Here is a 21948-nt window from a genome sequence, read left to right as displayed (position 1 = left end):
ATAGAAGCTTCCAGGTCAACAAGAACTGCGGGAACCGCAGGGATCGCTTGCTCAACTTCACTTCGGATGAGGTGATTACGCAAGAATCTCCCACTTCAACGCAAATGCGTAAGTGGGGAGTGTTCAATTGCTGGCCATCGTCAGTTTTCTCGTCGGACGTCGGAGAACATTATCTCGGGCAAGCTGGGCAGTGCCATCGCCATGTTGATGATGGGGTTCAGCGAGTCGCTGCTGACCGCGGGCGTGCAGCTCGGCCGGGTGATCCCATGCTGCAGCTTGCGATGGCCGCGGGAGCCGGCATCGGCGGCGCGATCGTCAGCGGGGTGTCGCTGTCCGCGGTCAGTTGGCTGGGCGCGCTTGCCGTCGCCGCCGCGGCGGTGCTGGCGGCCGCATCCTTCCGCATCGGACGCGAAACCGGGCAGCAGGCGGGCGAACCGCATCCCTCTCCTCTGGCCGTCCCCCAATCCGACGCCGCGTCGCGCTAAAATGAAAATTCCGCTCAACCCGATCGAATATGGTCGGGTTTTTCCATTTTCCCGGGATGAAAATTATGCTACATTAAGGATACTTTATTATAGTGCAAGTTCAAAAAGTTCGGTTTTCAGCACCGAGAAGGTTGAATGAAGACCGGAGATGAGGAGCGGAGCGTAGTGGAAGCTACGTGAGCACCGGAAGAACCGGCTGAATTCAAGATTCGATGTCGAGTCTACTTCTTGGAATACTTCGTGATCAAAAGCGGGCTTTTTGAACAACTTCTTATAAGGAATGGATGGGAAGCTGGATGAAACCGGATTTACGCACGGCCCTCGCCCGCAAGCCGCTTGTCGGCGACGGCGCAATGGCGACTTATTTATATCAACTCGGATTGCCGGTCGGCGTATCGTTCGAGGAGTTTAATCTGCTGAAGCCGGACGTCATCGCAGACGTGCATCGGCAATACGCGGCGGCCGGAGCGCAGATCATCGAGACGAATACGTATTCCGCGCAGCAGAACAAGCTGGCCCGCTACGGCCTGGAGAAGAAGGTCGAGGAGATCAACGCCGCCGGCGTCGCCCTCGCCCGCAAGGCGGTCGGAGACGGCGTATACGTCGTCGGATCGATCGGAGCGGTGCGGGGAGGAGCGGGCAAGAACATCCGAACGGCGATCGTGAAGCGCGACTTCGAGGAGCAGATCGGCGTGCTGCTCTCCTCCGGCGTGGACGGCTTGCTGCTGGAAACGTTCTTCGACCTCGAGGAGCTGTCGCTGGCTTTGACGCTGATCCGCAAGAAGAGCGATATCAGCGTCATCTGCCAATTCGCGGTCGAGGACCCGGAGAGAACGCACGACGGAATCCCGCTGGCTGAAGCGTTTCGCCGGTTGAAGGGAGAAGGCGCGGACGTGATCGGCTTTAACTGCCGCAGCGGTCCGACGGGCATTCTTCGCGCGCTGGAGACGATTCCGGCGAACCTGAGCTTGCCGCTGAGCGTCTTCCCGAACGCGGGCATCCCGGATTACGTCGACGGCAAAGTCGTCTACTCGGCGACGCCGGAATATTTCGGAGCGTCGGCTCTTCGATTCGCAGATGCGGGAGCGAAGCTGATCGGGGGCTGCTGCGGAACGACGCCGGAACATATCGCGGAGATCGCCAAGGCGCTGCAAGGATATTTGCCGGCCGAGCAGTCGGCCGCCCCGGCTCCCGCCGAGAGCCCGGCCATCGTCGTCGAAGAGGCTCCTGCGCCAGTCGAGCCGCCGACGCATGATGCCGAGCCGAGCATCGTCGATCTCGTGCGCGAACGCCACACGATCATCGTCGAGCTGGACCCGCCGCGCGATCTGGATATCACGAAGTTTATGGCGGGCGCGCAAGCGCTGAAGGACGCGCAAGCCGACGCCCTGACGATGGCGGACAATTCGCTGGCCGTCACCCGCATGAGCAACTTGGCGCTGGCCGCGCTGCTGAAGGAGCGGGTCGGCATCAAGCCTCTCGCCCATATCGCCTGCCGCGACCGCAACCTGATCGGCACGCAGTCGCATATGATGGGCTTCGACGCGCTCGGCATCGACCACGTGCTGGCGGTCACCGGAGACCCGGCCAAATTCGGGGATTTGCCCGGCTCCAGCTCGGTGTACGACCTAACCTCCTTCGAAATCATTCGCATGATCAAGCAGCTCAACGAAGGAATCGCCTTTTCGGGCAAGCCGCTCAAGCAGAAAGCGAAGTTCGTCGTCGGCGCGGCTTTTAACCCGAACGTCAAGCATCTGGATAAAGCGGTGCAGCGGCTGGAGCGCAAAATCTCGGCAGGAGCCGACTACATTATGACCCAGCCGGTATACGACCCGGAGCTGATCGTGCAGATCGCGGAATCGACCAAACATTTGACAGTTCCGATTTTCCTCGGCATTTTCCCGCTCGCGAGCGGACGCAACGCCGAATATTTGCACAACGAGGTTCCCGGCATCCAGCTCTCCGATTCGGTTCGCCAGCGGATGAGCGGACTGGAAGGCGCCGCCGGCCGCGCCGAAGGCGTGAAGATCGCCGAAGAGCTGCTGGACGTCGCGATGGCCCATTTTAACGGCATCTATCTGATGACTCCGTTCATGGCTTACGAGATGACCGTTTCCTTGACGGAATACGTCCGTACCAAGAGTCCGAGCCTGAATCGGAATCCCGCTAATTAAGCCTTTAGTTCCTCTTGTCCCCCCAGGGGATTTGAAGTACAATAGGCAATAATCGATAGATGTATAAAACAGGGCATTATCGGCCTTCAGTATGCGGCGGGCCGCTTCTGGCAACACTGGAAGCGACGGTTCGGGTGCCGGCCGCACCTGTGTGGTAGGAATGACCGGGGGGAAAGTGCATACCATGGCGATCAAGCTGATCAATATCGGATTCGGCAATATCGTGTCCGCGAATCGGATTATTTCTATCGTGAGCCCGGAATCGGCTCCGATCAAGAGGATCATCCAGGAGGCGCGGGACAGGCACATGCTGATCGACGCGACCTACGGCCGCCGCACGCGCGCGGTCATCATTACGGACAGCGATCACGTGATTTTGTCGGCCGTTCAGCCGGAGACGGTTGCGCACCGGTTGTCTACCAAAGACGACGAACACGATGAATGAATTGGGGAACACGATGAACAAAGGGATTTTATTCGTATTATCCGGCCCTTCTGGCGTCGGCAAAGGAACGGTATGCTCCGCGCTGCGCGGCAAGCTTCCCGGGCTCGTGTACTCCGTGTCGGCGACGACCCGCTCTCCCCGCGAAGGCGAGCAGGACGGCGTCAACTACTTCTTCAAGACGCATGAGCAGTTCAAGCGAATGATCGAGACGGACGCGCTTCTGGAATATGCGGAATACGTCGGCAACTACTACGGCACTCCGCGGGAGTTCGTGGAGAAGACGCTGGCGGAAGGCAAGGACATCATATTGGAGATCGAAGTGCAGGGTGCCATCAAGGTGAGGGAGAAGTTCCCGGAGGGCGTCTTTATTTTCCTCATGCCTCCGTCGCTTAACGAGCTGAAACAGAGAATCGTCGGCCGGGGCACGGAGTCCCAGGCGACGATCGACCATCGGCTGTCGGTGGCGGTCGAAGAGATGAATCTGCTGCACCATTACGATTATGCCGTCGTTAACGACGAGATCGATCTGGCCTGCGGCCGCATCGGCTCGATCATTACGGCGGAGCACTGCAAGCGGGAGCGTTTTCTCGGAGAACTGTTCGAGCAGTTCGAGACGCTGAAAACCGCCGACAACGTCTAAAGAAGAGGTGAATGGCATGCTATATCCATCCATTGATGAACTGGTGAAGAAGGTCGACAGCAAATATACGCTCGTCGTAGCCGCCGCCAAGCGGGCGCGCAACTTGCGCGAAGGCGTCATGTGCAATCTCGGCGCTCCTAAGTCCCACAAGCAGGTAGGCGTCGCGCTCGAAGAGATCTACCAGGAAGCGATCAAAGTCGAACACCTCAAGCCGGCTGTCGGGGCCGCGGAATAAGCAAGACGGCAACAGCAACCGGATACTGAACAAGAAGGAAAGACAACCCGCGCGGTTGTTTTTTTTCTAGGGCGTGTATGCAGCCTCCGAGGAAAGCAGATATTGTCGAATTTTCGTTCCATGCAAGGAACTTTTGTGAAGGCGTACCGGGGGTACGTCAAGCAAAAGGGTCGAAGCAGGGGGCGAAAAGGCGGTGATAGATGTCCCTGAGCGGGTTGCATACACGCCCTAGGCTTCAAGACTGTGGGAGGGGAATCCATGAGCAAGCCGCTTACGGGCAAAACGATACTGGTAGGCGTAACGGGGGGAATCGCGGCATACAAGGCGGCGACTCTGTGCAGCCGTCTGGTCGGCTTGGGGGCGTCGGTCCGCGTTATGATGACGGAAGGGGCGACGAAGTTCATTACGCCGTTGACGCTTCAGACGCTGACCCGTCATCCCGTGGCGACGGACGTGTTCGACGAGCGCGACGCCGCGATCGTGCAGCATATCGACTGGGCGGACTCCGCGGACCTCGCGGTCGTGGCTCCGGCGACGGCCAACATGCTGTCCAAGCTCGCCAACGGTTTGGCGGACGACATGCTCAGCACGACGCTGCTGGCGACGACGGCTCCGCTGCTGATCGCGCCGGCGATGAACGTACATATGTGGGAGCATCCGGCGGTCATCGACAACGTGAACAGGCTGGCGTCGCGCGGCGTGTATTTCGTGGAGCCGGGGACCGGCCAATTGGCGTGCGGTTACGTCGGCAAAGGCAGGCTGGCTGAGCCGGACGAGATCGTGGACGCCGTCTTGGCGAAGCTGATCGGCCCCAAGCCGCTGGCGGGGCGGCGAGTGCTGATTACGGCGGGGGGGACGGTCGAGCGAATCGATCCCGTGCGCTACATTACGAACGACTCTTCGGGAAAAATGGGGTTCGCCATCGCGGAGGCCGCCCGTGACCGCGGAGCGGAGGTGACGCTCGTGTGCGGCAGGACGGAGGCGGCGCCTCCTCATGGGGTGAACGTGATTCGAACGGATTCGGCGTTGCGGATGCGGGACGAAGTGATGAGCCGGTTGGACGGGACGGACTTGGTGATCAAGGCGGCTGCGGTGGCCGATTACCGGCCTGCCAGCCGCGCGGATCAGAAAATCAAAAAAACGTCGGACTTGTTATCGCTGGAGCTTGTCCGCAATCCCGATATTTTGCAGGAAATCGGGGAATGGAAAGAAGCGCGGGGAAGCGGTCCCTTCATCGTCGGCTTCGCGGCGGAGACGACGGACGTGGAGAAGCACGCGCTGGACAAGCTGGCGCGCAAGAAGTGCGACCTGCTCGTCGCCAATAACGTGGCCGAGGCGGGAGCGGGCTTCGGCACGGAGACGAATATCGTCAGCGTGTACGGGCGCGGCGGGTTCGCCGAGCATCTGCCGCAAATGGCGAAGAGAGCCGTCGCCGAGCGGCTGCTCGACCTCGTCCAGGACGCGGGGAAAGGGTCGGCGAATCGATGAGGGTGGCCAGAGTGATCGTGGACGTTCCGAGCCGGGATACCGACCGGACGTTCGACTACGCGATTCCGGACCGGCTACGCGAGTGGGTCGAAGTCGGCAGCCGGGTGGCGGTGCCGTTCGGGCCGCGCAAGCTTCAAGGCATCGTAACCGGGATGGGCGACGACGCCGAGGTCGAGCGCGGGAAGCTGAAGCCGTTGGAGGAAGTGCTCGACGCGATGCCTCCGCTGTCCGCAGAGCTGGTGGCGCTCGGAGAATGGATCAGCCGCAGATGGCTCTGTCCGTTAACGGTCGCTTTGCAGGCGATGCTGCCCGCTGCGCTCAAGGGACGGGTGGAGAAATATGTGCAGCAGGTCGCGGGAGCGGTCTGGTCCGATGCGGAGATCGCCCTGAGCGGCGGTCTTTTGCTTGCGCTGGGCAAAGGCAAGCCGCTTAAGCTCGCCTCGCTGCTTCAGCAGTATCCCGATCAGGGGGCGCTGCTGAAGCAATGGCTGCGGGAAGGTCGGCTGGAGGAGCGGCAGCGCGTCGAGGATCAGTTGTCGGTGAAGACGGTGTTGACGGTGTTTCCGGTCGAGACCGAGCGTCTGCTGGAGGCGGCTGGTTCGATTCCGGCGCGAGCGGGCAAGCAGCGCGAGCTGGCGGCTTACTTGGCGGAGCACAACGAACCTGTTCCGCTGGCGAAGCTGGCGGAGGCGCTGGCGACGACGTCCGGCACGATCCGTTCGCTGGAGGAGCGGGGGCTGATCGAGATCCGGCCGGTGACGGAGGATCGGGACCCGTATGCGGACCGCGACTTTCCGGCCAGCGCGCCGATGCGGCTGACGCCGAAGCAGGAGACGGCTTTGGCGCCGATCCGCGAGGCGCTGGACGCGCGGGTCAGCCGCACGTTCCTGCTGCACGGCGTGACGGGGAGCGGCAAGACGGAAATTTATTTACAGGCGATTCAGCGATGCCTCGATTCGCGGCGCGAAGCGATCGTGCTCGTGCCGGAGATCGCGCTGACGCCGCAGATGGTCGAGCGGTTCAAGAGCCGGTTCGGCGCGCGGGTGGCCGTGCTTCACAGCCGGCTGTCCCACGGGGAACGCTACGACGAATGGCGCAAAATCCGCGAAGGAAGGGCGCAGGTGGCGGTCGGGGCGCGGTCGGCGATTTTCGCCCCTTTTACGAGCATCGGACTGATCGTCATCGACGAGGAACATGAAACGTCCTATAAGCAAGAGGAGAGCCCGAAGTACCACGCGCGCGACGTCGCCATCGAGCGGGCGAGGCTCCATAACGCGGTCGTCGTGCTCGGCTCGGCGACTCCCGCTCTCGAAACCTATGAAGCGGCCGTCTATGAAGGAAGAGAGACGGCGCTGGGGGAGACGGCCTATATCGCCTTGCCGGAACGGGTGGCGAACCGGCCGCTGCCCCGCGTCCATGTCGTCGACATGCGCGAGGAGCTGAAGCTGGGCAACCGGGCGATGTTCAGCCGGATGCTGGCCGACGCCATCCGCAGCCGGCTGGAGAAGCAAGAGCAGATGGTGCTGCTGCTGAACCGGAGAGGATACGCGACGTTCGTCATGTGCCGGTCCTGCGGCTATACGGCCGCTTGTCCCCACTGCGAAATTTCGCTTACCTACCACCGCGGCTCGCAAAACCTGCGCTGCCACTACTGCGGCTACTCGGAAGGCGAACCGAAAACCTGCCCAAGCTGCGAGAGTCCGCATATCCGCTTTTTCGGAACGGGGACGCAGAAGGTAGAGGAGGCGCTGGCCGCGACGTTTCCGGGCATTCGCGTCATTCGGATGGACGTGGACACGACGACGGAAAAAGGCTCGCACGAGCGCTGGCTGTCCGAATTCCGCGAGCGCCGGGCGGACGTGCTGCTCGGCACGCAAATGGTGGCGAAGGGACTCGACTTTCCGAACGTGACGCTCGTCGGGGTGCTGGCCGCGGACGCCGCGCTGCGCCTGCCGGACTTCCGCGCATCCGAGCGCACGTTCCAGCTGCTGACGCAGGTGGCCGGCCGGGCCGGCCGCCACGAGCTGCCGGGCGAGGTCGTCATCCAGACGTACGATCCCGAGCACGAATCCGTTACGTCCGCCCAAGGGCACGATTATCTCGGGTTCGCGGAGAGAGCGCTCGTGCTGCGCAAGCAGCTCGGTTATCCTCCGTACGGCCGCCTGATTTCCGTCACCTTTTCCCACGAGTCGGTCCCGATGCTGCTGTCGATCGGTCAGCAATTCGCGTCCGGACTGCGCGGCAAAGCGGATGCGCTCGGCATTCGCAGAGACTTCGACCACGGCGGGGCGGCGGCGATGGAGGTTCTCGGGCCGGTCGCTTCTCCGATTGCGAGATTGAAAGATCGCTACAGGTTTCAATGTATGGTAAAATATCGGGGAGACATGGATGCGAGCCGCCTCGTCGCGGAAACTCTCGGCTCCTTGTCGGATGCGGTGAAAAAGGGAGGCGTGCAGGTCAGCGTCGACGTAGATCCGCAAATGATGCTTTGAGAGGAAGTTCGACAAATTCACTTTTGATCACGAAGCTGGTGCGCAGAAGCGGATTCGGCGTCGAATCTTGCATTCAGCCGGGCATTCCGGTACTCACGTAGGTTTGCCTACGTTCCGTTCCTCAGACCCTAGCTTCATACAACCTTCCCGGATGCATGGGCGAGCAGTTCGCCGTAAGGCGAACGACCAGCCTCGGTGCTGAAAACCGAACTTTTTGAACCTGATTGGAAGGGAAGTTCGACAAATTCACTTTTGATCACGAAGCTGGTGCGCAGAAGCGGATTCGGCGTCGAATCTTGGGTTCGGCCGGGCTTGTAGAACCAAGCAATACAACGTCTGTAATGAAAAGGAAGGATGCCGTTATGTCCATTCGGTTAATCGTGAAACACCCCGACCCCGTGCTCCGCGAAAGAGCTCAGGAAGTGACGAAATTCAATGCCAATCTGCACAAGCTGCTGGACGACATGGCGGACACGATGTACGACGCCGACGGAGTTGGCCTTGCGGCGCCGCAGATCGGCATTTCGAAGCGAGTCATCGTCGTCGACGTCGGAGACGAACACGAGCTCATCGAGATGGTCAATCCCGAGATCGTCCTCGCGGAAGGCGAGCAGCTTGGACCGGAAGGCTGTTTAAGCATCCCGGGTCTTCAAGGCGACGTTAAGCGGGCGAACCGGATCGTAATCAAAGGACAGGACCGACACGGCAAGCCGATCCAATACGATAGCACGGAGTTTTTGTCCAGGGCGTTCCAGCACGAGATCGATCATTTGAACGGCGTACTGTTCATTGACTCGGCGGAATCCGTGTACGAGGCTCGCAAACCGGAAGATCAGGAGCAGGATGGAGATTAAGATGAAGATTTTGTTTATGGGAACGCCGCAGTTCGCGGTGCCTTCGCTCTCGGCGCTGCTGGAGCGCGGCTACGAGGTAGCGGCGGTTGTGACGCAGCCGGACCGGCCGAAGGGCCGGAAAAGGGAGCTGACGCCGCCGCCGGTCAAAGCGTTCGCGCTGGAGCGGGGCTTGCCGGTGCTGCAGCCGGAGAAGCTGCGCTCGCCGGAAGGCGTCGCCGCAGTGGCGGAGATCGCGCCGGATCTGATCGTGACGGCTGCGTACGGACAAATTTTGCCGAAGGCGGTGCTTGATCTGCCGCGCCTCGGATGCATCAACGTGCACGGCTCGCTGCTTCCGAAATATCGGGGCGGGGCGCCGATCCAGCGTTCGATCATCGACGGCGAGAAGGTAACTGGCGTGACGCTGATGTATATGGCGGAAGGGCTCGATACCGGAGATATGATCGCCAAAGTCGAAGTGCCGATTACGGACGAAGACACGGCGGGCACGATGTTCGAGAAGCTGAGCGAGGCCGGATCGGCGCTTCTGTTGGAATGGCTGCCGCGAATCGAAGGCGGCACGGCAGGGCGTACGCCGCAAGAAGGCGAGGAAGCGACGTATGCGCCGAATTTGTCCCGCGAGGACGAGAAGCTCGATTGGAGCCAAAGCTCGCGGCGGATTTTCGACCGCGTCAGAGGGCTCAACCCGATGGCGGGCGGCTTTACTTTTATGGACGGCGAAGTGTTTAAGGTGTGGGGTTGCGCCATCCCCGGTCCTTCGGATGCTGCACTGCGTTCCGAGTGGGCCGCGTTCGCTCCGGGAGCGGTGCTCGAGACAGGAGCGTTCGGCATTCGTGTGCGGACCGGAGACGGCAGCATCGTGCTGACGGACGTCCAGCCGGCCGGCAAAAAAGCGCTGAAAGCATCGGAGTTCGCCAAAGGAGCCCGACTGGCTCCCGGCAAGACGCTCGGGTAACCCCGGGCTTTTTTTGATGGGTTGGTGAGTTGTGCGTTGCGCGCCCGGGAAGTTCGACAATTGCCGGGCTTAGATGGGCACGAGAGCAGCTTTAAACGCAACTATTTGCTCTATCGTGTGTATAAAGGCGTGTTAGAATCGGATCCGGGGAAAAGTAGATGGATAAGGCAGAGGCAATAAAAGTGCCTCGGCGCTGGGCGACCGGGAGTGCGCGAAGAGTGCGGAGGCCACAAAAGTGCCTCGCAGGCTCCGCTGTGTGCCGCGATCGCGATGTCGGCTCCCGTGATGCCGGCTCAGAAAGGCCAATACTAAAGAATCAAGCGGATAAAGGATGCGAAGGATGACGAAAACGATACGATTGCCCGGCGGGAAGCCGCAGGGGGCGCGCGAAGTGGCGATGAGCGTGCTGCATAACGTGGAGACGCGGGGGGCGTACAGCGGATTGGAGCTGAATCAGGCGATTCAGGCGGCGGAGTTGTCGAGGCCGGATGCGGCGCTGGCGACGGAGCTGGCGTACGGGACGATTCAGCGGCTCAATACGATTGACCATGCGCTGCAAAGCCGGGTGAAAGGTTGGCCCAAAAAAATAGAGCCGTGGGTGCGAGCTCTGCTGAGAATGAGCTACTACCAGCTGCGCTGGCTGACCCGCGTCCCCGCCCACGCCGTCGTCGACGAGGCGGTCGGGATCGCGAAGAAGCGCGGACACGCCGGGATCGGCGGCCTCGTTAACGGCGTGCTGCGCGCCGTCCTAAGGGAAGGCTTCGCGGCTCCGCTGCCGGAAGGACTATCGCCGGCGGAACGGATTGCGCTTGAGCACAGCCATCCGCTCTGGCTGGTGGATCGGTGGCTTGCCGAATTCGGCGAAGCGGCCGCCGAGCGGATGTGCGCGGCCAATAACGAGCCGCCGCACGTCTCCGCGCGGATCAATCCGCTGAAGACGACTCGCGAGCGGGTGCTTGCGGAGATGGCGGACGCCGGCATCGAAGCCGCCCCGTCGCGGCTGGCGCCGGAAGGAATTATCGCGGCCCGGACGGGCAATCTTGTACATAGCGAGTGGTATAAGCAAGGCTCTCTTACCGTTCAGGACGAGAGCTCGATGCTCGTAGCGTCCGTCGCCGACCCGCGTCCGGGCATGCGTGTGCTCGATTGCTGCGCCGCGCCGGGAGGCAAGACGACTCACCTTGCCGAGAAGATGCGCGACGAAGGAACGATCGTCGCCAACGATGTGCATCCGCACAAAGAGGCGCTGATCAAGCAGCAGGCCGAACGGCTTAACCTTGCGGCCATTCGGACGATGACGGCGGATGCGCTGGAGCTGGACGGCAAGCTTGCGCCGGAATCGTTCGACGTCGTGCTGCTCGACGCTCCGTGCTCCGGCCTCGGAGTCATTCGCCGCAAACCGGAAATCAAGTGGAACAAGTCCGCGGCGGATATCGGCTCCCTATCGGAGCTGCAAAGCCGTCTGCTCGACGGGGTTCAAGCGTTGGTCAAACCCGGCGGCACGCTCGTCTACAGCACATGCACGATCGCCCCGGAAGAGAACGAAAACGCGGTTCGTCTGTTCCTGCAGCGCCATCCGGCATTTTCCCTCGATCCGGAAGGCTGGCCCGCGGAGACGCTGGGGCCTCTTCGCGAAGCGGGAGTCGCAGCGGAGCCGTTCGCGGGCATGCTGCAGCTGCTGCCCGATATGTTCGGAAGCGACGGCTTCTTCATCGCGCGGCTGCGGAAGCAAAACGGCTGATTTTATGATAAAATGAACGAATGGTGGTGACGAAGTTGGAGAAAGCGAAACCTAATTTAGAAGAACAACTCAATCCGTTTATTTACGATTTATCGTTGGAACAAATCCAGGACTGGATCAAGGAGCAGGGGGAGCCCGCGTTCCGCGCGGGGCAAATTTTCGACTGGTTGTACGTAAAAAGAGTGAATTCGTTCGAAGAGATGACGAACTTGCCGAAGCCGCTCAGAGATAAACTTAGCGCGAGCTTCCGGTTCGTGACGCTGACGGAGATCGCCAAGTTCGAGTCCAAGGACGGAACGGTCAAGTTTCTGTTCGGCCTGCAGGACAATCACGCGATCGAAACGGTGATCATGCGGCACAATTACGGCAACAGCGTCTGCGTAACGACGCAGGTCGGCTGCCGGATCGGCTGCACGTTCTGCGCTTCGACGCTGGGCGGCTTGAAGCGAAGCCTGACCGCGGGAGAGATTATCGCGCAGGTCGTGAAGGCTCAGCAAATTCTCGATCCGCTGGACGAACGGGTGTCGAGCATCGTCATTATGGGTATCGGCGAACCGTTCGAAAATTACGACGCGACGATGAGCTTCCTGAGGACGATGATCCATCCGAAAGGGCTTAACATCGGGGCAAGGCATATTACGGTGTCGACGAGCGGCATCGTGCCGAGCATGATCCGGTTCGCGGACGAGAACACGCAGATCAATCTGGCGATCTCGATCCATGCGCCGAACGATGCGCTGCGCTCGAAGCTGATGCCGGTCAACCGCAGGTATCCGTTCGCGGACGTTATCGACGCCTGCAAATACTATATCGAGAAAACGGGCAGAAGAATCACGTTCGAATACGCGTTGATCGGAGGCATGAACGATCGGCCGGAGCATGCGGAGGAACTCGGAGACGTTCTGAAGGATATGCTGTGCCACGTCAATCTGATTCCCGTCAACTATGTGCCGGAACGCAACTACGTCAGAACGCCCCGGGACGATATTTTCGAATTCCAGCGAGTGTTGCAGAAAAAAAACGTGAACGTAACGATTCGCAGGGAACAAGGCCATGACATCGCGGCGGCGTGCGGCCAGCTGCGGGCGAAGCATATGGAGACGACGACGGGGTGATGCGAGATGTTAACGGTATTGCGAAGTCATGTCGGCAAAGTCCGGCAAGTCAATGAAGACCAGGCCTGGAGCGGCGTTCTTCCGGGGGGATGGACGGCGGCGATCGTCGCCGACGGAATGGGCGGCCATCGCGCGGGCGACGTGGCCAGCTCGCTCGCTGTGGACAGCCTGGTGCAGTCTCTGCGGGCATGGGAGCATTCGGCATCCGTAGCCGATAGCGTCCCCAAGCTTAAGGAGATCATTCGTCAGGCCAACAAGGCCGTGTTCGACACAGCCTCGCTTAACGACCAGTATCATAATATGGGCACGACCGTCGTCATGGCGATGATCCGGGGAGACGCCGGACTGATCGGCCATATCGGCGACAGCCGGGCCTACCGGCTGCGCGGCGGGCGGCTTGAGCTGCTGACGGAAGACCACACGCTGGTGAACGAGCTGACGAAATCCGGCCAGCTGACCCCGCAGGAGGCGGCTCATCATCCGCGCCGTAACGTGCTGACGAGAGCGCTGGGAACGGATCGGGAAGTCGACGCGGATGTCCAGATCATCGATTGGCGGAGCGGGGACGTTCTGCTGCTGTGCAGCGACGGGCTCAGCGGATTGGTGGAGCCTTCCGAGGTGCAGGCCGCGCTGGAGCATCCGGGCGCCGATCTGGCCCAGCAGGCCCAGCAGTTGATCGATCTGGCCCTCGTAGCGGGCGGGGACGATAACATTACGGTTGTGCTTGTCGCGGACGACGGACGGGCATACGCCGCGGGAGGAGAATCGGCATGATCGGACATACGCTCGGCGGACGTTACGAATTGCTGGCTCGAGTCGGCGGCGGAGGCATGGCCCTCGTCTATAAAGCCCGGGATTTGCTGCTTAATCGCTTCGTGGCGGTGAAGGTGCTGCGCCAGCAATTTACTCACGACGACGATTTCATCAAAAGGTTCCGGCGCGAAGCGCAGGCCGCCGCGTCGTTGTCCCATCCGAACATCGTCAGCATTTACGACGTCGGACAAGTCGACGACACGCATTACATCGTTATGGAATTCGTTGACGGCGCCAATCTGAACGAAATTATTCGCGAACGGGCTCCCCTGCAGGCGGACGAAGCGGTGAAAATCGCCGCGAAAATTTGCGACGCCCTGGAGCACGCCCATCATAATCAAATCATCCATCGCGATATTAAGCCCCACAATATCCTGATCGGCAACAACGGCCACGTCAAGGTGACGGATTTCGGCATCGCCAGGGCCGTTACTTCTTCGACGATCACGCAGACGGGCTCGGTCATCGGCTCCGTTCATTATTTCTCCCCGGAGCATGCCAAAGGCGTCGCCGCCGGAGAGAAGTCGGACTTGTACTCCCTCGGTATCGTACTGTACCAGATGCTGACCGGAAGGCTTCCGTTCCTGGGCGAAAGCCCGATCAGCGTCGCGCTGAAGCATCTGCAGGAGCCGTTCGAGCAGCCTCGCCTGGTGAATCCGTATATTCCCCAGAGCGTGGAAAATATCATTCTGAGAGCGATGCGCAAAAATCCGCAGGAGCGCTACCAGTCGGCCAAGGAAATGCAGCGCGACCTGGAAACGTGCATGCGCCCGGACCGGCTGAACGAGCCGGTGTGGACGTACGACAGCGACGATGAGAACGAGCAGGACAAGACGAAGGTCGTGCCGGCGATCCGCCCGGACATGCGCAATACGATCGAAGCTCCGGCGATCAAAGCCTCGTCCGCGGAGGAGCGCTGGAACGACGACGATTTAGAACAGGGCAAGCGAAGGTGGGTGATGCCGACCGTTCTGGGAATTATAGCCGTCGTGCTGATCGGCGTGCTGATCTGGGCGGTCACTCTGCTGAAGGGCGTAACCAACGAGGATATCGAGGTTCCGAGCGTCATCGGCAAGGAAAGGCAGGAAGCGATCGAAATTTTGACCAGGGCCGGGTTCCAGATCGTCGACCCGATTAAATACGAGGAAGTCGACGACGAAGAGAAATACGGGAAGGTCATCGACCAGTCGAAGAAAGACGTCGTAGCCAAGGAAGGCTCTCCGATCGAACTGACGGTCGGTAAAGAGAAGGAGCTTCCGCCGATGCCGGCGCTGACCGGACTGCAGTACGATGCGGCGGTCTCGCAGCTTCAGGCGATGGGAGTTAATCCGAACAACATATTGTCCGTTGAGAGGCACAACGAGAGCGAATTGGGGACCGTTCTCGATCAGATTCCCCAGCCGGAGGCCAAGTTTGATCCGACCTCGGCAACGACGAAAATTACGCTGGTCGTCAGCAAAGGCGAGGAAGCGTTCCCGATGCCGGACTTGATTGGCAAGCTGGAGAACGAAGCCAAAGCGATGATCGAGCGGGAAAACCTCGTGCTGCAGGAAGTATTCCGCGAGCCGAGCTACAGCACGCCGAAGGACGAAGTGTTTAAGCAATTCCCGGCCAATAAGGACGAGATGGTCACTCCCAAAACGAAAGTGCAAATCTGGGTCAGCAGCGGATTCCCGGCGGACGCCCTGGAGAAGAAGCTGGAGGTCACCGTCTCTCCGGCCGTGGAAGGACAGCCGAGCGATATTCAGATTCTGTATTCCGACGCGACGGGAGACAATATCGTGAACGTATCGAAGAGGATCAGCTCGACGACTTCGTTCCCGGTCAAGCTCATCCTGTCCCCGGATAAGACCGGGTTGATCATCATTATGCGCGACGGCGTATTCCTGAAATCCGAGCCGGTCTACTACGACGATCGGAATATCCCCGCATCGACGTCGCCGGATCCGGATCCCGGCGACCCCGGCGACGGAGAGCCGCCGGTGGACGAACACATCGAAGACTATTCGGACCATGACGGGGACGGGGGAGACGCCGGGCAGTAACGCGCGGCGCCGATCGTCGGCAAGCTGGGCCGGAAAGCAAAAGGAGCTGCATGCGAGTGCCCGAGGGCATTATCGTTAAAGCGTTAAGCGGATATTATTACGTGCAGGGCGAGCACGGCGGAGAGCCGGTGCAGTGCCGGGGCAGAGGCATCTTCAAGAAGCGGGGCGAGTCTCCGCTGGTCGGGGATCGCGTCGTCTACGGCGAGACGGAGAACGGGGAAGGAACGGTGGACGAAATCCTCCCCCGTTCCTCGGAGCTCGCGCGTCCGCCGGTGGCCAACGCCGATCTGGCCGTGCTCGCGTTTTCCGTCGTCAGACCCGAGCTGAGTCTCGGCCTGCTCGACAAGTTTCTCGTGCACATCGAGCATGCCGGCTTGGATGCGGTGATCGTGCTGACGAAGCTGGACCGGATTCCCGAAGGGGAAGAAGGCGAACGCATTCGCCGCGACGTTGCGGCAGCGGAAGCCCTGTATTCCGCGATCGGGTATCGGGTGCTGAAGACGAGCGCTCACCGGGGCGAAGGGCTGGACGAGCTGCGGACCGTACTGGCCGGACACATCAACGTGCTTGCGGGCCAGTCCGGCGTCGGCAAGTCGTCGCTCGTCAACGCGCTCGTGCCGGGGCTGCAGCTGGAGACGAACGAGATCAGCGACAAGCTGGGACGCGGCAAGCATACGACGCGTCACGTCGAGCTTGTTCCGCTCGCAGGGGGCGGCTACATGGCCGATACTCCCGGCTTCAGTCAGCTGGATTTCGCCGAGCTCGGCATCGACGAGATCGGATCGTGCTTCCGCGAATTCGCGGAGCTATCGTCCTCCTGCAAATTCCGGGGCTGCACGCACACTCACGAGCCGCAATGCGCCGTGTTGGAGGCGAAGGAGCAAGGACGAATCGCTGATAGCCGATACGACAATTACGCAAGTTTCATGACGGAGTGGAAAGAAAACAAGCGGAGGTACTGACATGACGATTATCGCCCCGTCCATTCTCGCTTCGGACTTCTCTAAGCTAGGCGATGAAATTCGCAGCATCGAAGCAGCCGGAGCGGATTGGGTACATATCGATATTATGGATGGACATTTCGTGCCGAACCTGACGTTCGGACCGCCGATCGTGGAGATGATCCGCCCGGTCACGAAGCTGTTTTTCGACGCGCACTTGATGGTGGAGAATCCGCAGTCGCTGTTTCCCGCGCTGGCCAAAGCCGGCGCCGAGCGGGTGACGGTGCATCCCGAGGCGTGCGTTCACCTGCATCGTACCTTGACGGAAGCGAAGGAGCTGGGCATGAAGGCGGGGGTCGCCTTGAATCCGCATACTCCGCTGTCCGTGCTGGAGTACATGCTGGACGAGATCGACCTTATTCTCATTATGACGATCAATCCGGGGTTCGGGGGACAGAGCTTCCTTCCGGCGATGCTGTCCAAGCTGCGCGATCTGCGCCATATGCTCGACCGTCACGGCAGAAACGATATTTACGTTCAGGTGGACGGCGGAATTAACGCAGCTACCGCCGCGCTCGTCAAGGAAGCCGGAGCGAATTCGTTGGTGGCGGGGACGTATATTTTCGGACACGCGGACCGGGCGGAGGCCATTGCTTCCCTGCGCTGACAATTTGTCTGGCATAGGACAAAACTTCTCCTGCATACATTGGAATCAGTAGCGGCTTCGGCGAAGAGAAGAAGCTTGCGAGGGTTCAGCCTGCGGAGGAGGGATGGGACGATGAAGTTTTACACCATCAAGCTGCCGAAATTTTTAGGTGGCTTCGTCAAAGCGATTCTCAACACTTTTCACAAAAATTGACGCCTTGTAGTAGGCAAGCATAAAAAGAAAAACCGTCAGACGAGTCTGACGGTTCTTTTCTCATGGTCGAATCGGTCTATCCTTATACGCGGGTTACCGCTCCGGATTTCAGAGCCTTGGCGCTGACATATACACGCTTAGGCTTGCCGTTCACCAGAATGCGCACTTTTTGTACGTTAACCCCCCAAGTACGGCGGGAAGTGTTGTTCGCGTGAGACTTGTGGTTGCCCGAACCCGGCTTTTTTCCTGTGATATAACATTTACGAGCCATTAAAATACACCTCCTTGCCACGTCCATACAAATACTTCATTATCTTAGCATAGCGCGTATCCGGATGCAACGAAAAAAGCGCGTATCCAAAGCTTTTGCGGTTTAATCACGAGAAATGACAGCTTAACGGCTTCATTCTCCCGTTTTTTTATAGTACAATGAGGTATAGTCCATAATAAGCCATAAAGGAGTGAATTTCCATGCCTCTGCAGCTCGTCTCGGAGAACGGAAAGATTGACGTAGCGGATCAAGTAATCGCCGTGGTTGCCGGTTCAGCGGCATTGGATTGTTATGGACTGGTCGGCATGGCGTCCCGTAAAGGTTTGAAGGACGGGATCGCGGAGCTGCTGGGACGGGAAAACCTGTCGCGCGGCGTTGAAGTCCGCCACGAAGGCGAGCAGGTTCATCTGGATCTGTACGTCATCGTCAGCTACGGAACGAAAATTTCCGAAGTCGCCCACAACATTCAATCCAAAGTGAAGTACGTGCTGGAAGAAGTCGTCGGCCTGCGTGTCGACCAAGTGAACGTAAACGTTCAAGGAGTGCGAATACTGAAGTAGCTCATTTTAGGGAAGGGGAATTCATCATTGAGTAAGCGCTTCTTGAACGGAAGTGAATGGGCCGCCATGATCTTGCTCGGCGCGGAGAGATTGTCCCGCAACGAGGAACGCGTCAACGCCCTGAACGTATTTCCCGTGCCGGACGGCGACACGGGAACGAATATGAACTTAACGATGTCGGCCGGCGTGGCCGAATTGAAAAATAAGCCTTCGGAGGAAGCCGGCAGGGCGGCGGAAGTGCTGTCCAAAGGGCTTCTGATGGGAGCGCGGGGCAATTCGGGCGTTATTCTGTCCCAATTGTTCCGCGGTTTCGCGCGCGCAATAACAGGTCAACGCGAGCTTACGGCGCCCCTGTTCGCGAGTGCCCTGCAACAGGGAGTTGATACCGCTTACAAAGCGGTGGTCAAGCCGGTGGAAGGAACGATTCTCACAGTGGCCCGCGAAGCGGCCAAGCATGGGCTGACCGTGGCGCGCCGCACGGCGGATCTGACGGAGCTGATGCGCGAGGTGTACGCCAAAGCGCTTGAGACGCTCGCGCGGACGCAGGACATGTTGCCCGTGCTGAAGCAGGTCGGCGTCGTCGATTCCGGCGGCCAAGGTCTCGTCTATATTTACGAGGGCTTCGTCGATTACTTGAGCGGCAGCGCCCCGGATCGGGAAGATTCGGCTGCGCGTCCGGACGAAGTGCGCCCCGCGCCTTCCATCGCGCCCGCGCCGGAGCGCAAGTCGGCTTCCGCGGCAACGTCCGCGCAATCGAAAATTACGACGGAAAGCATCGCTTTCCCTTACGATATGGAGTTTTTCATTCAGCGCTTCACGACTGCGGCTCCGTTCCCGGAGCGCACGTTCAGGCAGGCGCTCGAACGCGACGGCGATTCGATCATCCTGATCGAGGACGACAACATCGTCAAGGTGCACGTTCATTCCCGCCGTCCCGGCGATGTGCTGAATCTGGCGCTCGCGTACGGGGAAATTACGCAAATTCATATCCTGAACATGCAGGAGCAGCATCGCGAGCTGCTGGCCCAGAATCATGACGCGCCGGCTTTCTCCGCTCCGAAGATGACCCATTCTTCGCAGGAAACGCCGAAAGTCGATTACGCGCTTCCGGGCGTCGTCGACCTGCCGGCCGTTACCGCTTCTCCGGAGAGCGAGCCGAATCCCGACGTCTACGAGCTGGCCTCGTACGGCATCGTGGCGGTCAGCGTCGGCGACGGCAACGCGGAGCTGTTCCGCAGCCTCGGAGTCGACATCGTGCTCTCCGGCGGCCAGAGCATGAATCCGAGCACGGAGGATCTGCTCGGCGCCATCGCTTCATTGTCCGCGCATCATGTCATCGTGCTGCCGAACAATCCGAATATCATCATGGCGGCGAAGCAGGCGGCCGAGCTGGCGGAGCGTCCGGTGACGGTGCTTCCGACCCGCACGCTGCCGCAAGGCATGGCGGCGATGCTGGCCTTCCAGGAGAGCGAGCCGGAGCAGACGAACATCGACAGAATGACGAAAGCGTTCGAACGGGTCGTGACGGGCTCGGTCACGAAGGCGGTCAGGGACACCGAGATGGACGGCGTGCAGATCAAGGAAGGCCACTACATCGGCATTCAGGACAAGAAGATCGTCGTATCGGACGAGAGCTTGCCGGGAGCGGCGAAGGGGCTGCTCGGATCTCTTCTGGCGACCGGCGAGGAGATTCTGACGGTCCTGACCGGGGAAGGCGCGGACGAGGAGCAGACCGAAGAGCTGGCAAGATGGCTCGGGGAGACTTATCCGGACGCGGAGGTCGAGGTTCACGAGGGCGGCCAGCCGCTGTATCCGTACTTGTTCGCGGTCGAACCGTAAAATTCATGTGAGGCGAGAGGAGACAGGCTATGGCATCGATTGTTGTGGTCACGGACAGCACGGCGGATATCCCGCTGGCGACAAGGGAGAAGCTTGGCATCGAGATGGTACCTCTGAAGGTGAACTTCGGCGCAGAAAGCTACCTGGACAACATTGAGCTTCAGCCGGCGGATTTTTATAAGAAGCTGGCGAGCTTCGGCAAGCTTGCGACATCCTCGCAGCCTTCTCCGGCCGATTTCCACGAGGTGTACAAAAGGCTGACGGACAAAGGTCATTCCGTCATCTCCATTCAGCTGTCGAGCGCGATGAGCGGCACATACCAGTCGGCGACGATCGCGAGGTCGATGCTGGACGACGATGCCGACGTGACGGTCATCGATTCGAAATCCGCCTCCTTCGGCTACGGCAAAATCGTCGTCAGAGCGGCCGAACTGGCGCAAGCCGGCGCGGACAAAGCCGACATTATCGCCGAGGTCGAGCGGATGCGCTCGGAGCTTCGCCTTTATTTTCTCGTGGACACGCTTGAGTACTTGCAGAAAGGCGGCCGCATCGGCAAGGCTTCGGCCGTGCTCGGCTCGCTGCTGAACATTAAGCCGATTCTGTCGATCGACAAGGAAGGCTTCGTGTACCCGTTCGACAAGGCCAGAGGCCAGAAGCGGGCGATGGCCCGCATCGTCGAAGTGCTGGAAACCGATCTGAAGGACACGCCGGTGAACCTAACCGTGGCGATTACGCCGGGATACTCGGACGGGGCGGCGGAGATGGCCGAGCTGCTCAAGAGCAAGCTTAACGTGAAGGAATACGCGGAGACCGAGATCGGGCCGGTCGTCGGCGCGCATGCGGGGCCGGGAACGATCGGGTTGTTCGTGTTCCCGCTCGGCTCCTGATAGAGGCAAGCAGATAAAGAGGTTGGTCTTATGTCTATCTCATTGTTCCAAATTCCTCTGACGAAACTTCAAGGCGTGGGCCCCCGCAAAGCGGGGGAGTTCCACGCCTTGGGCATTTCCACCGTCGGAGAGCTGATCGAATATTATCCGTTCCGGTACGAGGATTACCGCATCCGCGATCTGCGGGAAGTGAAAGACGGCGAGAGAATTACGATTCAGGGGACGATTGCGTCTCTTCCCTCGCTGCAGAGGTACGGCGGCAAGTCGCGGCTGCTCTGCCGCGTGACGGTCGACGCGACGCTCGTGACCGCCGTCTGGTTCAACCGGGCGTTCCTGAAGGAGCAGCTTACGCTCGAGCGGGAAATTACGCTGACCGGCAAGTGGGATCAGCGGCGGCGGCAGTTGACCGTGGCGGATTCGGAGTTTCCGGACCGCGGCGGCGCGAAGACGGGCACCTTGCAGCCGGTTTACTCCGTCGGAGGCGACATTACCCAGTCGGCGATGAGGGGCTTGATCGACAAGGCGTTGATCCAGTTCGGCGCGTACATTCCGGAGATTCTGCCGCCGGAGCTGACGGACAAGCACGGGCTGATGGCCCGCAAGGACGCGATCGCCGGCATACATAAGCCGGAGAATACGAAGGACGGACAGGAAGCCCGCCGCCGGATGGTGTACGAGGAGCTGTTCCTGTTTCAATTGAAGCTGCAAGCGTACCGGGCGATGCATTCGCGGAAGGCGGACGGACTTGTTCACGCCGTCGACAACGACGAGATTCGTGCGTTCGTCGGGGCGCTTCCGTTCGAGTTGACCGGTTCGCAGAAGCAGGTCATCAACGAGATTTTGCACGATATGAAGCAGCCTTACGTGATGAACCGGCTGCTGCAAGGAGATGTGGGCTCCGGAAAGACGGTCGTGGCGGCGGTGGCGCTGTACGCGACCGTGCGCGCGGGGCATCAAGGAGCGCTGATGGTGCCGACGGAAATATTGGCCGAGCAGCATGCCCGATCGCTGGGCAGAATGTTCGAGCCCTACGGCATTCAGGCAGGCCTGCTGACCGGCAGCCTGACCGAGCGCAAACGTCGGGATCTGATCGCGTCGTTGCAGATGGG

The 21948-nt window shown here is 60.2% G+C and carries 20 protein-coding genes and 1 pseudogene; 20 read left to right on the top strand and 1 reads right to left on the bottom strand.

All coding sequences use genetic code 11. The annotated features are described in order from the left end of the window. The 16 genes and pseudogenes from ACESLM_RS26600 to spoVM form a co-directional block, all read left to right on the top strand. A pseudogene (locus ACESLM_RS26600) lies at positions 1 to 485 on the top strand (hypothetical protein); the annotation flags it as partial. A 296-nt stretch (positions 486 to 781) separates the two neighbouring features. Then, on the top strand, positions 782 to 2659 hold the full coding sequence (locus ACESLM_RS26595) for a bifunctional homocysteine S-methyltransferase/methylenetetrahydrofolate reductase (protein ID WP_372636627.1): 1878 nt from the start codon (positions 782 to 784) through the stop codon (positions 2657 to 2659). A gap of 184 nt (positions 2660 to 2843) precedes the next feature. Continuing rightward, positions 2844 to 3104 (top strand): extracellular matrix/biofilm regulator RemA, encoded by a 261-nt coding sequence (gene remA / locus ACESLM_RS26590; RefSeq protein ID WP_027084220.1) that lies wholly within the window; start codon positions 2844 to 2846, stop codon positions 3102 to 3104. Between the two features lie 13 nt (positions 3105 to 3117). Beyond that, a complete protein-coding gene (gene gmk, locus ACESLM_RS26585; protein WP_372636630.1) occupies positions 3118 to 3744 on the top strand; it encodes a guanylate kinase in 627 nt (208 codons plus the stop codon). Positions 3745 to 3760: 16 nt separating this feature from the next. Beyond that, entirely contained in the window at positions 3761 to 3979 is a 219-nt protein-coding gene (rpoZ, locus tag ACESLM_RS26580) for a DNA-directed RNA polymerase subunit omega (RefSeq protein ID WP_372636624.1), read from the top strand. Positions 3980 to 4237: 258 nt separating this feature from the next. Further along, the gene (gene coaBC / locus ACESLM_RS26575) at positions 4238 to 5467 is read left to right on the top strand and encodes a bifunctional phosphopantothenoylcysteine decarboxylase/phosphopantothenate--cysteine ligase CoaBC (RefSeq protein ID WP_372636621.1); all 1230 of its coding nucleotides are present in this window, start codon (positions 4238 to 4240) and stop codon (positions 5465 to 5467) included. Then, positions 5464 to 7959, top strand: a complete 2496-nt coding sequence (gene priA, locus ACESLM_RS26570; protein WP_372636618.1) for a primosomal protein N' — start codon at positions 5464 to 5466, stop codon at positions 7957 to 7959. The genes coaBC and priA overlap by 4 nt, the downstream gene beginning before the upstream one ends. Before the next feature lie 362 nt (positions 7960 to 8321). Continuing rightward, the gene (gene def / locus ACESLM_RS26565; protein ID WP_372636615.1) at positions 8322 to 8813 is read left to right on the top strand and encodes a peptide deformylase; all 492 of its coding nucleotides are present in this window, start codon (positions 8322 to 8324) and stop codon (positions 8811 to 8813) included. 1 nt (position 8814) lies between these two features. Further along, positions 8815 to 9768: a methionyl-tRNA formyltransferase gene (gene fmt / locus ACESLM_RS26560; protein WP_372636613.1), complete on the top strand. Its 954-nt coding sequence runs from the start codon at positions 8815 to 8817 to the stop codon at positions 9766 to 9768. 340 nt (positions 9769 to 10108) lie between these two features. Then, positions 10109 to 11509, top strand: coding sequence for a 16S rRNA (cytosine(967)-C(5))-methyltransferase RsmB (rsmB, locus tag ACESLM_RS26555; RefSeq protein WP_372636611.1), 1401 nt, complete (start codon positions 10109 to 10111; stop codon positions 11507 to 11509). Positions 11510 to 11544: 35 nt separating this feature from the next. Next, positions 11545 to 12624, top strand: coding sequence for a dual-specificity RNA methyltransferase RlmN (gene rlmN / locus ACESLM_RS26550; protein ID WP_372636609.1), 1080 nt, complete (start codon positions 11545 to 11547; stop codon positions 12622 to 12624). Between the two features lie 6 nt (positions 12625 to 12630). Next, positions 12631 to 13398 carry a Stp1/IreP family PP2C-type Ser/Thr phosphatase gene (locus tag ACESLM_RS26545; RefSeq protein ID WP_372636607.1) on the top strand — a complete coding sequence of 256 codons (768 nt, stop codon included), beginning with the start codon at positions 12631 to 12633 and terminating at the stop codon, positions 13396 to 13398. Then, positions 13395 to 15482, top strand: coding sequence for a Stk1 family PASTA domain-containing Ser/Thr kinase (pknB, locus tag ACESLM_RS26540; RefSeq protein ID WP_372636605.1), 2088 nt, complete (start codon positions 13395 to 13397; stop codon positions 15480 to 15482). The genes ACESLM_RS26545 and pknB overlap by 4 nt, the downstream gene beginning before the upstream one ends. A gap of 56 nt (positions 15483 to 15538) precedes the next feature. Beyond that, positions 15539 to 16444 (top strand): ribosome small subunit-dependent GTPase A, encoded by a 906-nt coding sequence (rsgA, locus tag ACESLM_RS26535; RefSeq protein ID WP_372636602.1) that lies wholly within the window; start codon positions 15539 to 15541, stop codon positions 16442 to 16444. 1 nt (position 16445) lies between these two features. Further along, positions 16446 to 17090 carry a ribulose-phosphate 3-epimerase gene (gene rpe, locus ACESLM_RS26530; RefSeq protein ID WP_372636599.1) on the top strand — a complete coding sequence of 215 codons (645 nt, stop codon included), beginning with the start codon at positions 16446 to 16448 and terminating at the stop codon, positions 17088 to 17090. Positions 17091 to 17201: 111 nt separating this feature from the next. Continuing rightward, entirely contained in the window at positions 17202 to 17282 is an 81-nt protein-coding gene (gene spoVM / locus ACESLM_RS26525; RefSeq protein WP_041064529.1) for a stage V sporulation protein SpoVM, read from the top strand. A gap of 82 nt (positions 17283 to 17364) precedes the next feature. Here spoVM and rpmB read toward each other — a convergent pair whose 3' ends face one another. After that, positions 17365 to 17553: a 50S ribosomal protein L28 gene (gene rpmB, locus ACESLM_RS26520; RefSeq protein ID WP_372636595.1), complete on the bottom strand. Its 189-nt coding sequence runs from the start codon at positions 17551 to 17553 to the stop codon at positions 17365 to 17367. Between the two features lie 200 nt (positions 17554 to 17753). Between rpmB and ACESLM_RS26515 the strand changes: the two genes are divergently transcribed. The 4 genes from ACESLM_RS26515 to ACESLM_RS26500 form a co-directional block, all read left to right on the top strand. Beyond that, positions 17754 to 18113, top strand: coding sequence for an Asp23/Gls24 family envelope stress response protein (locus ACESLM_RS26515; protein ID WP_372636592.1), 360 nt, complete (start codon positions 17754 to 17756; stop codon positions 18111 to 18113). A gap of 27 nt (positions 18114 to 18140) precedes the next feature. Continuing rightward, entirely contained in the window at positions 18141 to 19952 is a 1812-nt protein-coding gene (locus ACESLM_RS26510; RefSeq protein WP_372636589.1) for a DAK2 domain-containing protein, read from the top strand. A 29-nt stretch (positions 19953 to 19981) separates the two neighbouring features. Continuing rightward, the gene (locus tag ACESLM_RS26505) at positions 19982 to 20839 is read left to right on the top strand and encodes a DegV family protein (RefSeq protein ID WP_372636586.1); all 858 of its coding nucleotides are present in this window, start codon (positions 19982 to 19984) and stop codon (positions 20837 to 20839) included. Between the two features lie 30 nt (positions 20840 to 20869). Then, on the top strand, positions 20870 to 21948 hold a 1079-nt coding region (locus tag ACESLM_RS26500; protein ID WP_372636584.1), incomplete at its 3' end, for a DEAD/DEAH box helicase.

Source organism: Cohnella sp., assembly GCF_041641335.1.
Classification (GTDB): Bacteria; Bacillota; Bacilli; order Paenibacillales; family Paenibacillaceae; genus Cohnella.
This window is presented reverse-complemented; position numbering and strand designations above follow the sequence as displayed.

Bases quoted from the DNA above. Each gene is read 5' to 3' on its own strand.
- pknB (WP_372636605.1), top strand. From the start codon at position 13,395: ATGATCGGACATACGCTCGGCGGACGTTACGAATTGCTGGCTCGAGTC.
- rpmB (WP_372636595.1), bottom strand. From the start codon at position 17,553: ATGGCTCGTAAATGTTATATCACAGGAAAAAAGCCGGGTTCGGGCAAC.
- def (WP_372636615.1), top strand. From the start codon at position 8,322: ATGTCCATTCGGTTAATCGTGAAACACCCCGACCCCGTGCTCCGCGAA.
- remA (WP_027084220.1), top strand. From the start codon at position 2,844: ATGGCGATCAAGCTGATCAATATCGGATTCGGCAATATCGTGTCCGCG.
- ACESLM_RS26545 (WP_372636607.1), top strand. From the start codon at position 12,631: ATGTTAACGGTATTGCGAAGTCATGTCGGCAAAGTCCGGCAAGTCAAT.
- ACESLM_RS26595 (WP_372636627.1), top strand. From the start codon at position 782: ATGAAACCGGATTTACGCACGGCCCTCGCCCGCAAGCCGCTTGTCGGC.
- coaBC (WP_372636621.1), top strand. From the start codon at position 4,238: ATGAGCAAGCCGCTTACGGGCAAAACGATACTGGTAGGCGTAACGGGG.
- spoVM (WP_041064529.1), top strand. From the start codon at position 17,202: ATGAAGTTTTACACCATCAAGCTGCCGAAATTTTTAGGTGGCTTCGTC.
- ACESLM_RS26515 (WP_372636592.1), top strand. From the start codon at position 17,754: ATGCCTCTGCAGCTCGTCTCGGAGAACGGAAAGATTGACGTAGCGGAT.
- fmt (WP_372636613.1), top strand. From the start codon at position 8,815: ATGAAGATTTTGTTTATGGGAACGCCGCAGTTCGCGGTGCCTTCGCTC.
- rpe (WP_372636599.1), top strand. From the start codon at position 16,446: ATGACGATTATCGCCCCGTCCATTCTCGCTTCGGACTTCTCTAAGCTA.
- ACESLM_RS26505 (WP_372636586.1), top strand. From the start codon at position 19,982: ATGGCATCGATTGTTGTGGTCACGGACAGCACGGCGGATATCCCGCTG.
- rpoZ (WP_372636624.1), top strand. From the start codon at position 3,761: ATGCTATATCCATCCATTGATGAACTGGTGAAGAAGGTCGACAGCAAA.
- rsmB (WP_372636611.1), top strand. From the start codon at position 10,109: ATGACGAAAACGATACGATTGCCCGGCGGGAAGCCGCAGGGGGCGCGC.
- gmk (WP_372636630.1), top strand. From the start codon at position 3,118: ATGAACAAAGGGATTTTATTCGTATTATCCGGCCCTTCTGGCGTCGGC.
- priA (WP_372636618.1), top strand. From the start codon at position 5,464: ATGAGGGTGGCCAGAGTGATCGTGGACGTTCCGAGCCGGGATACCGAC.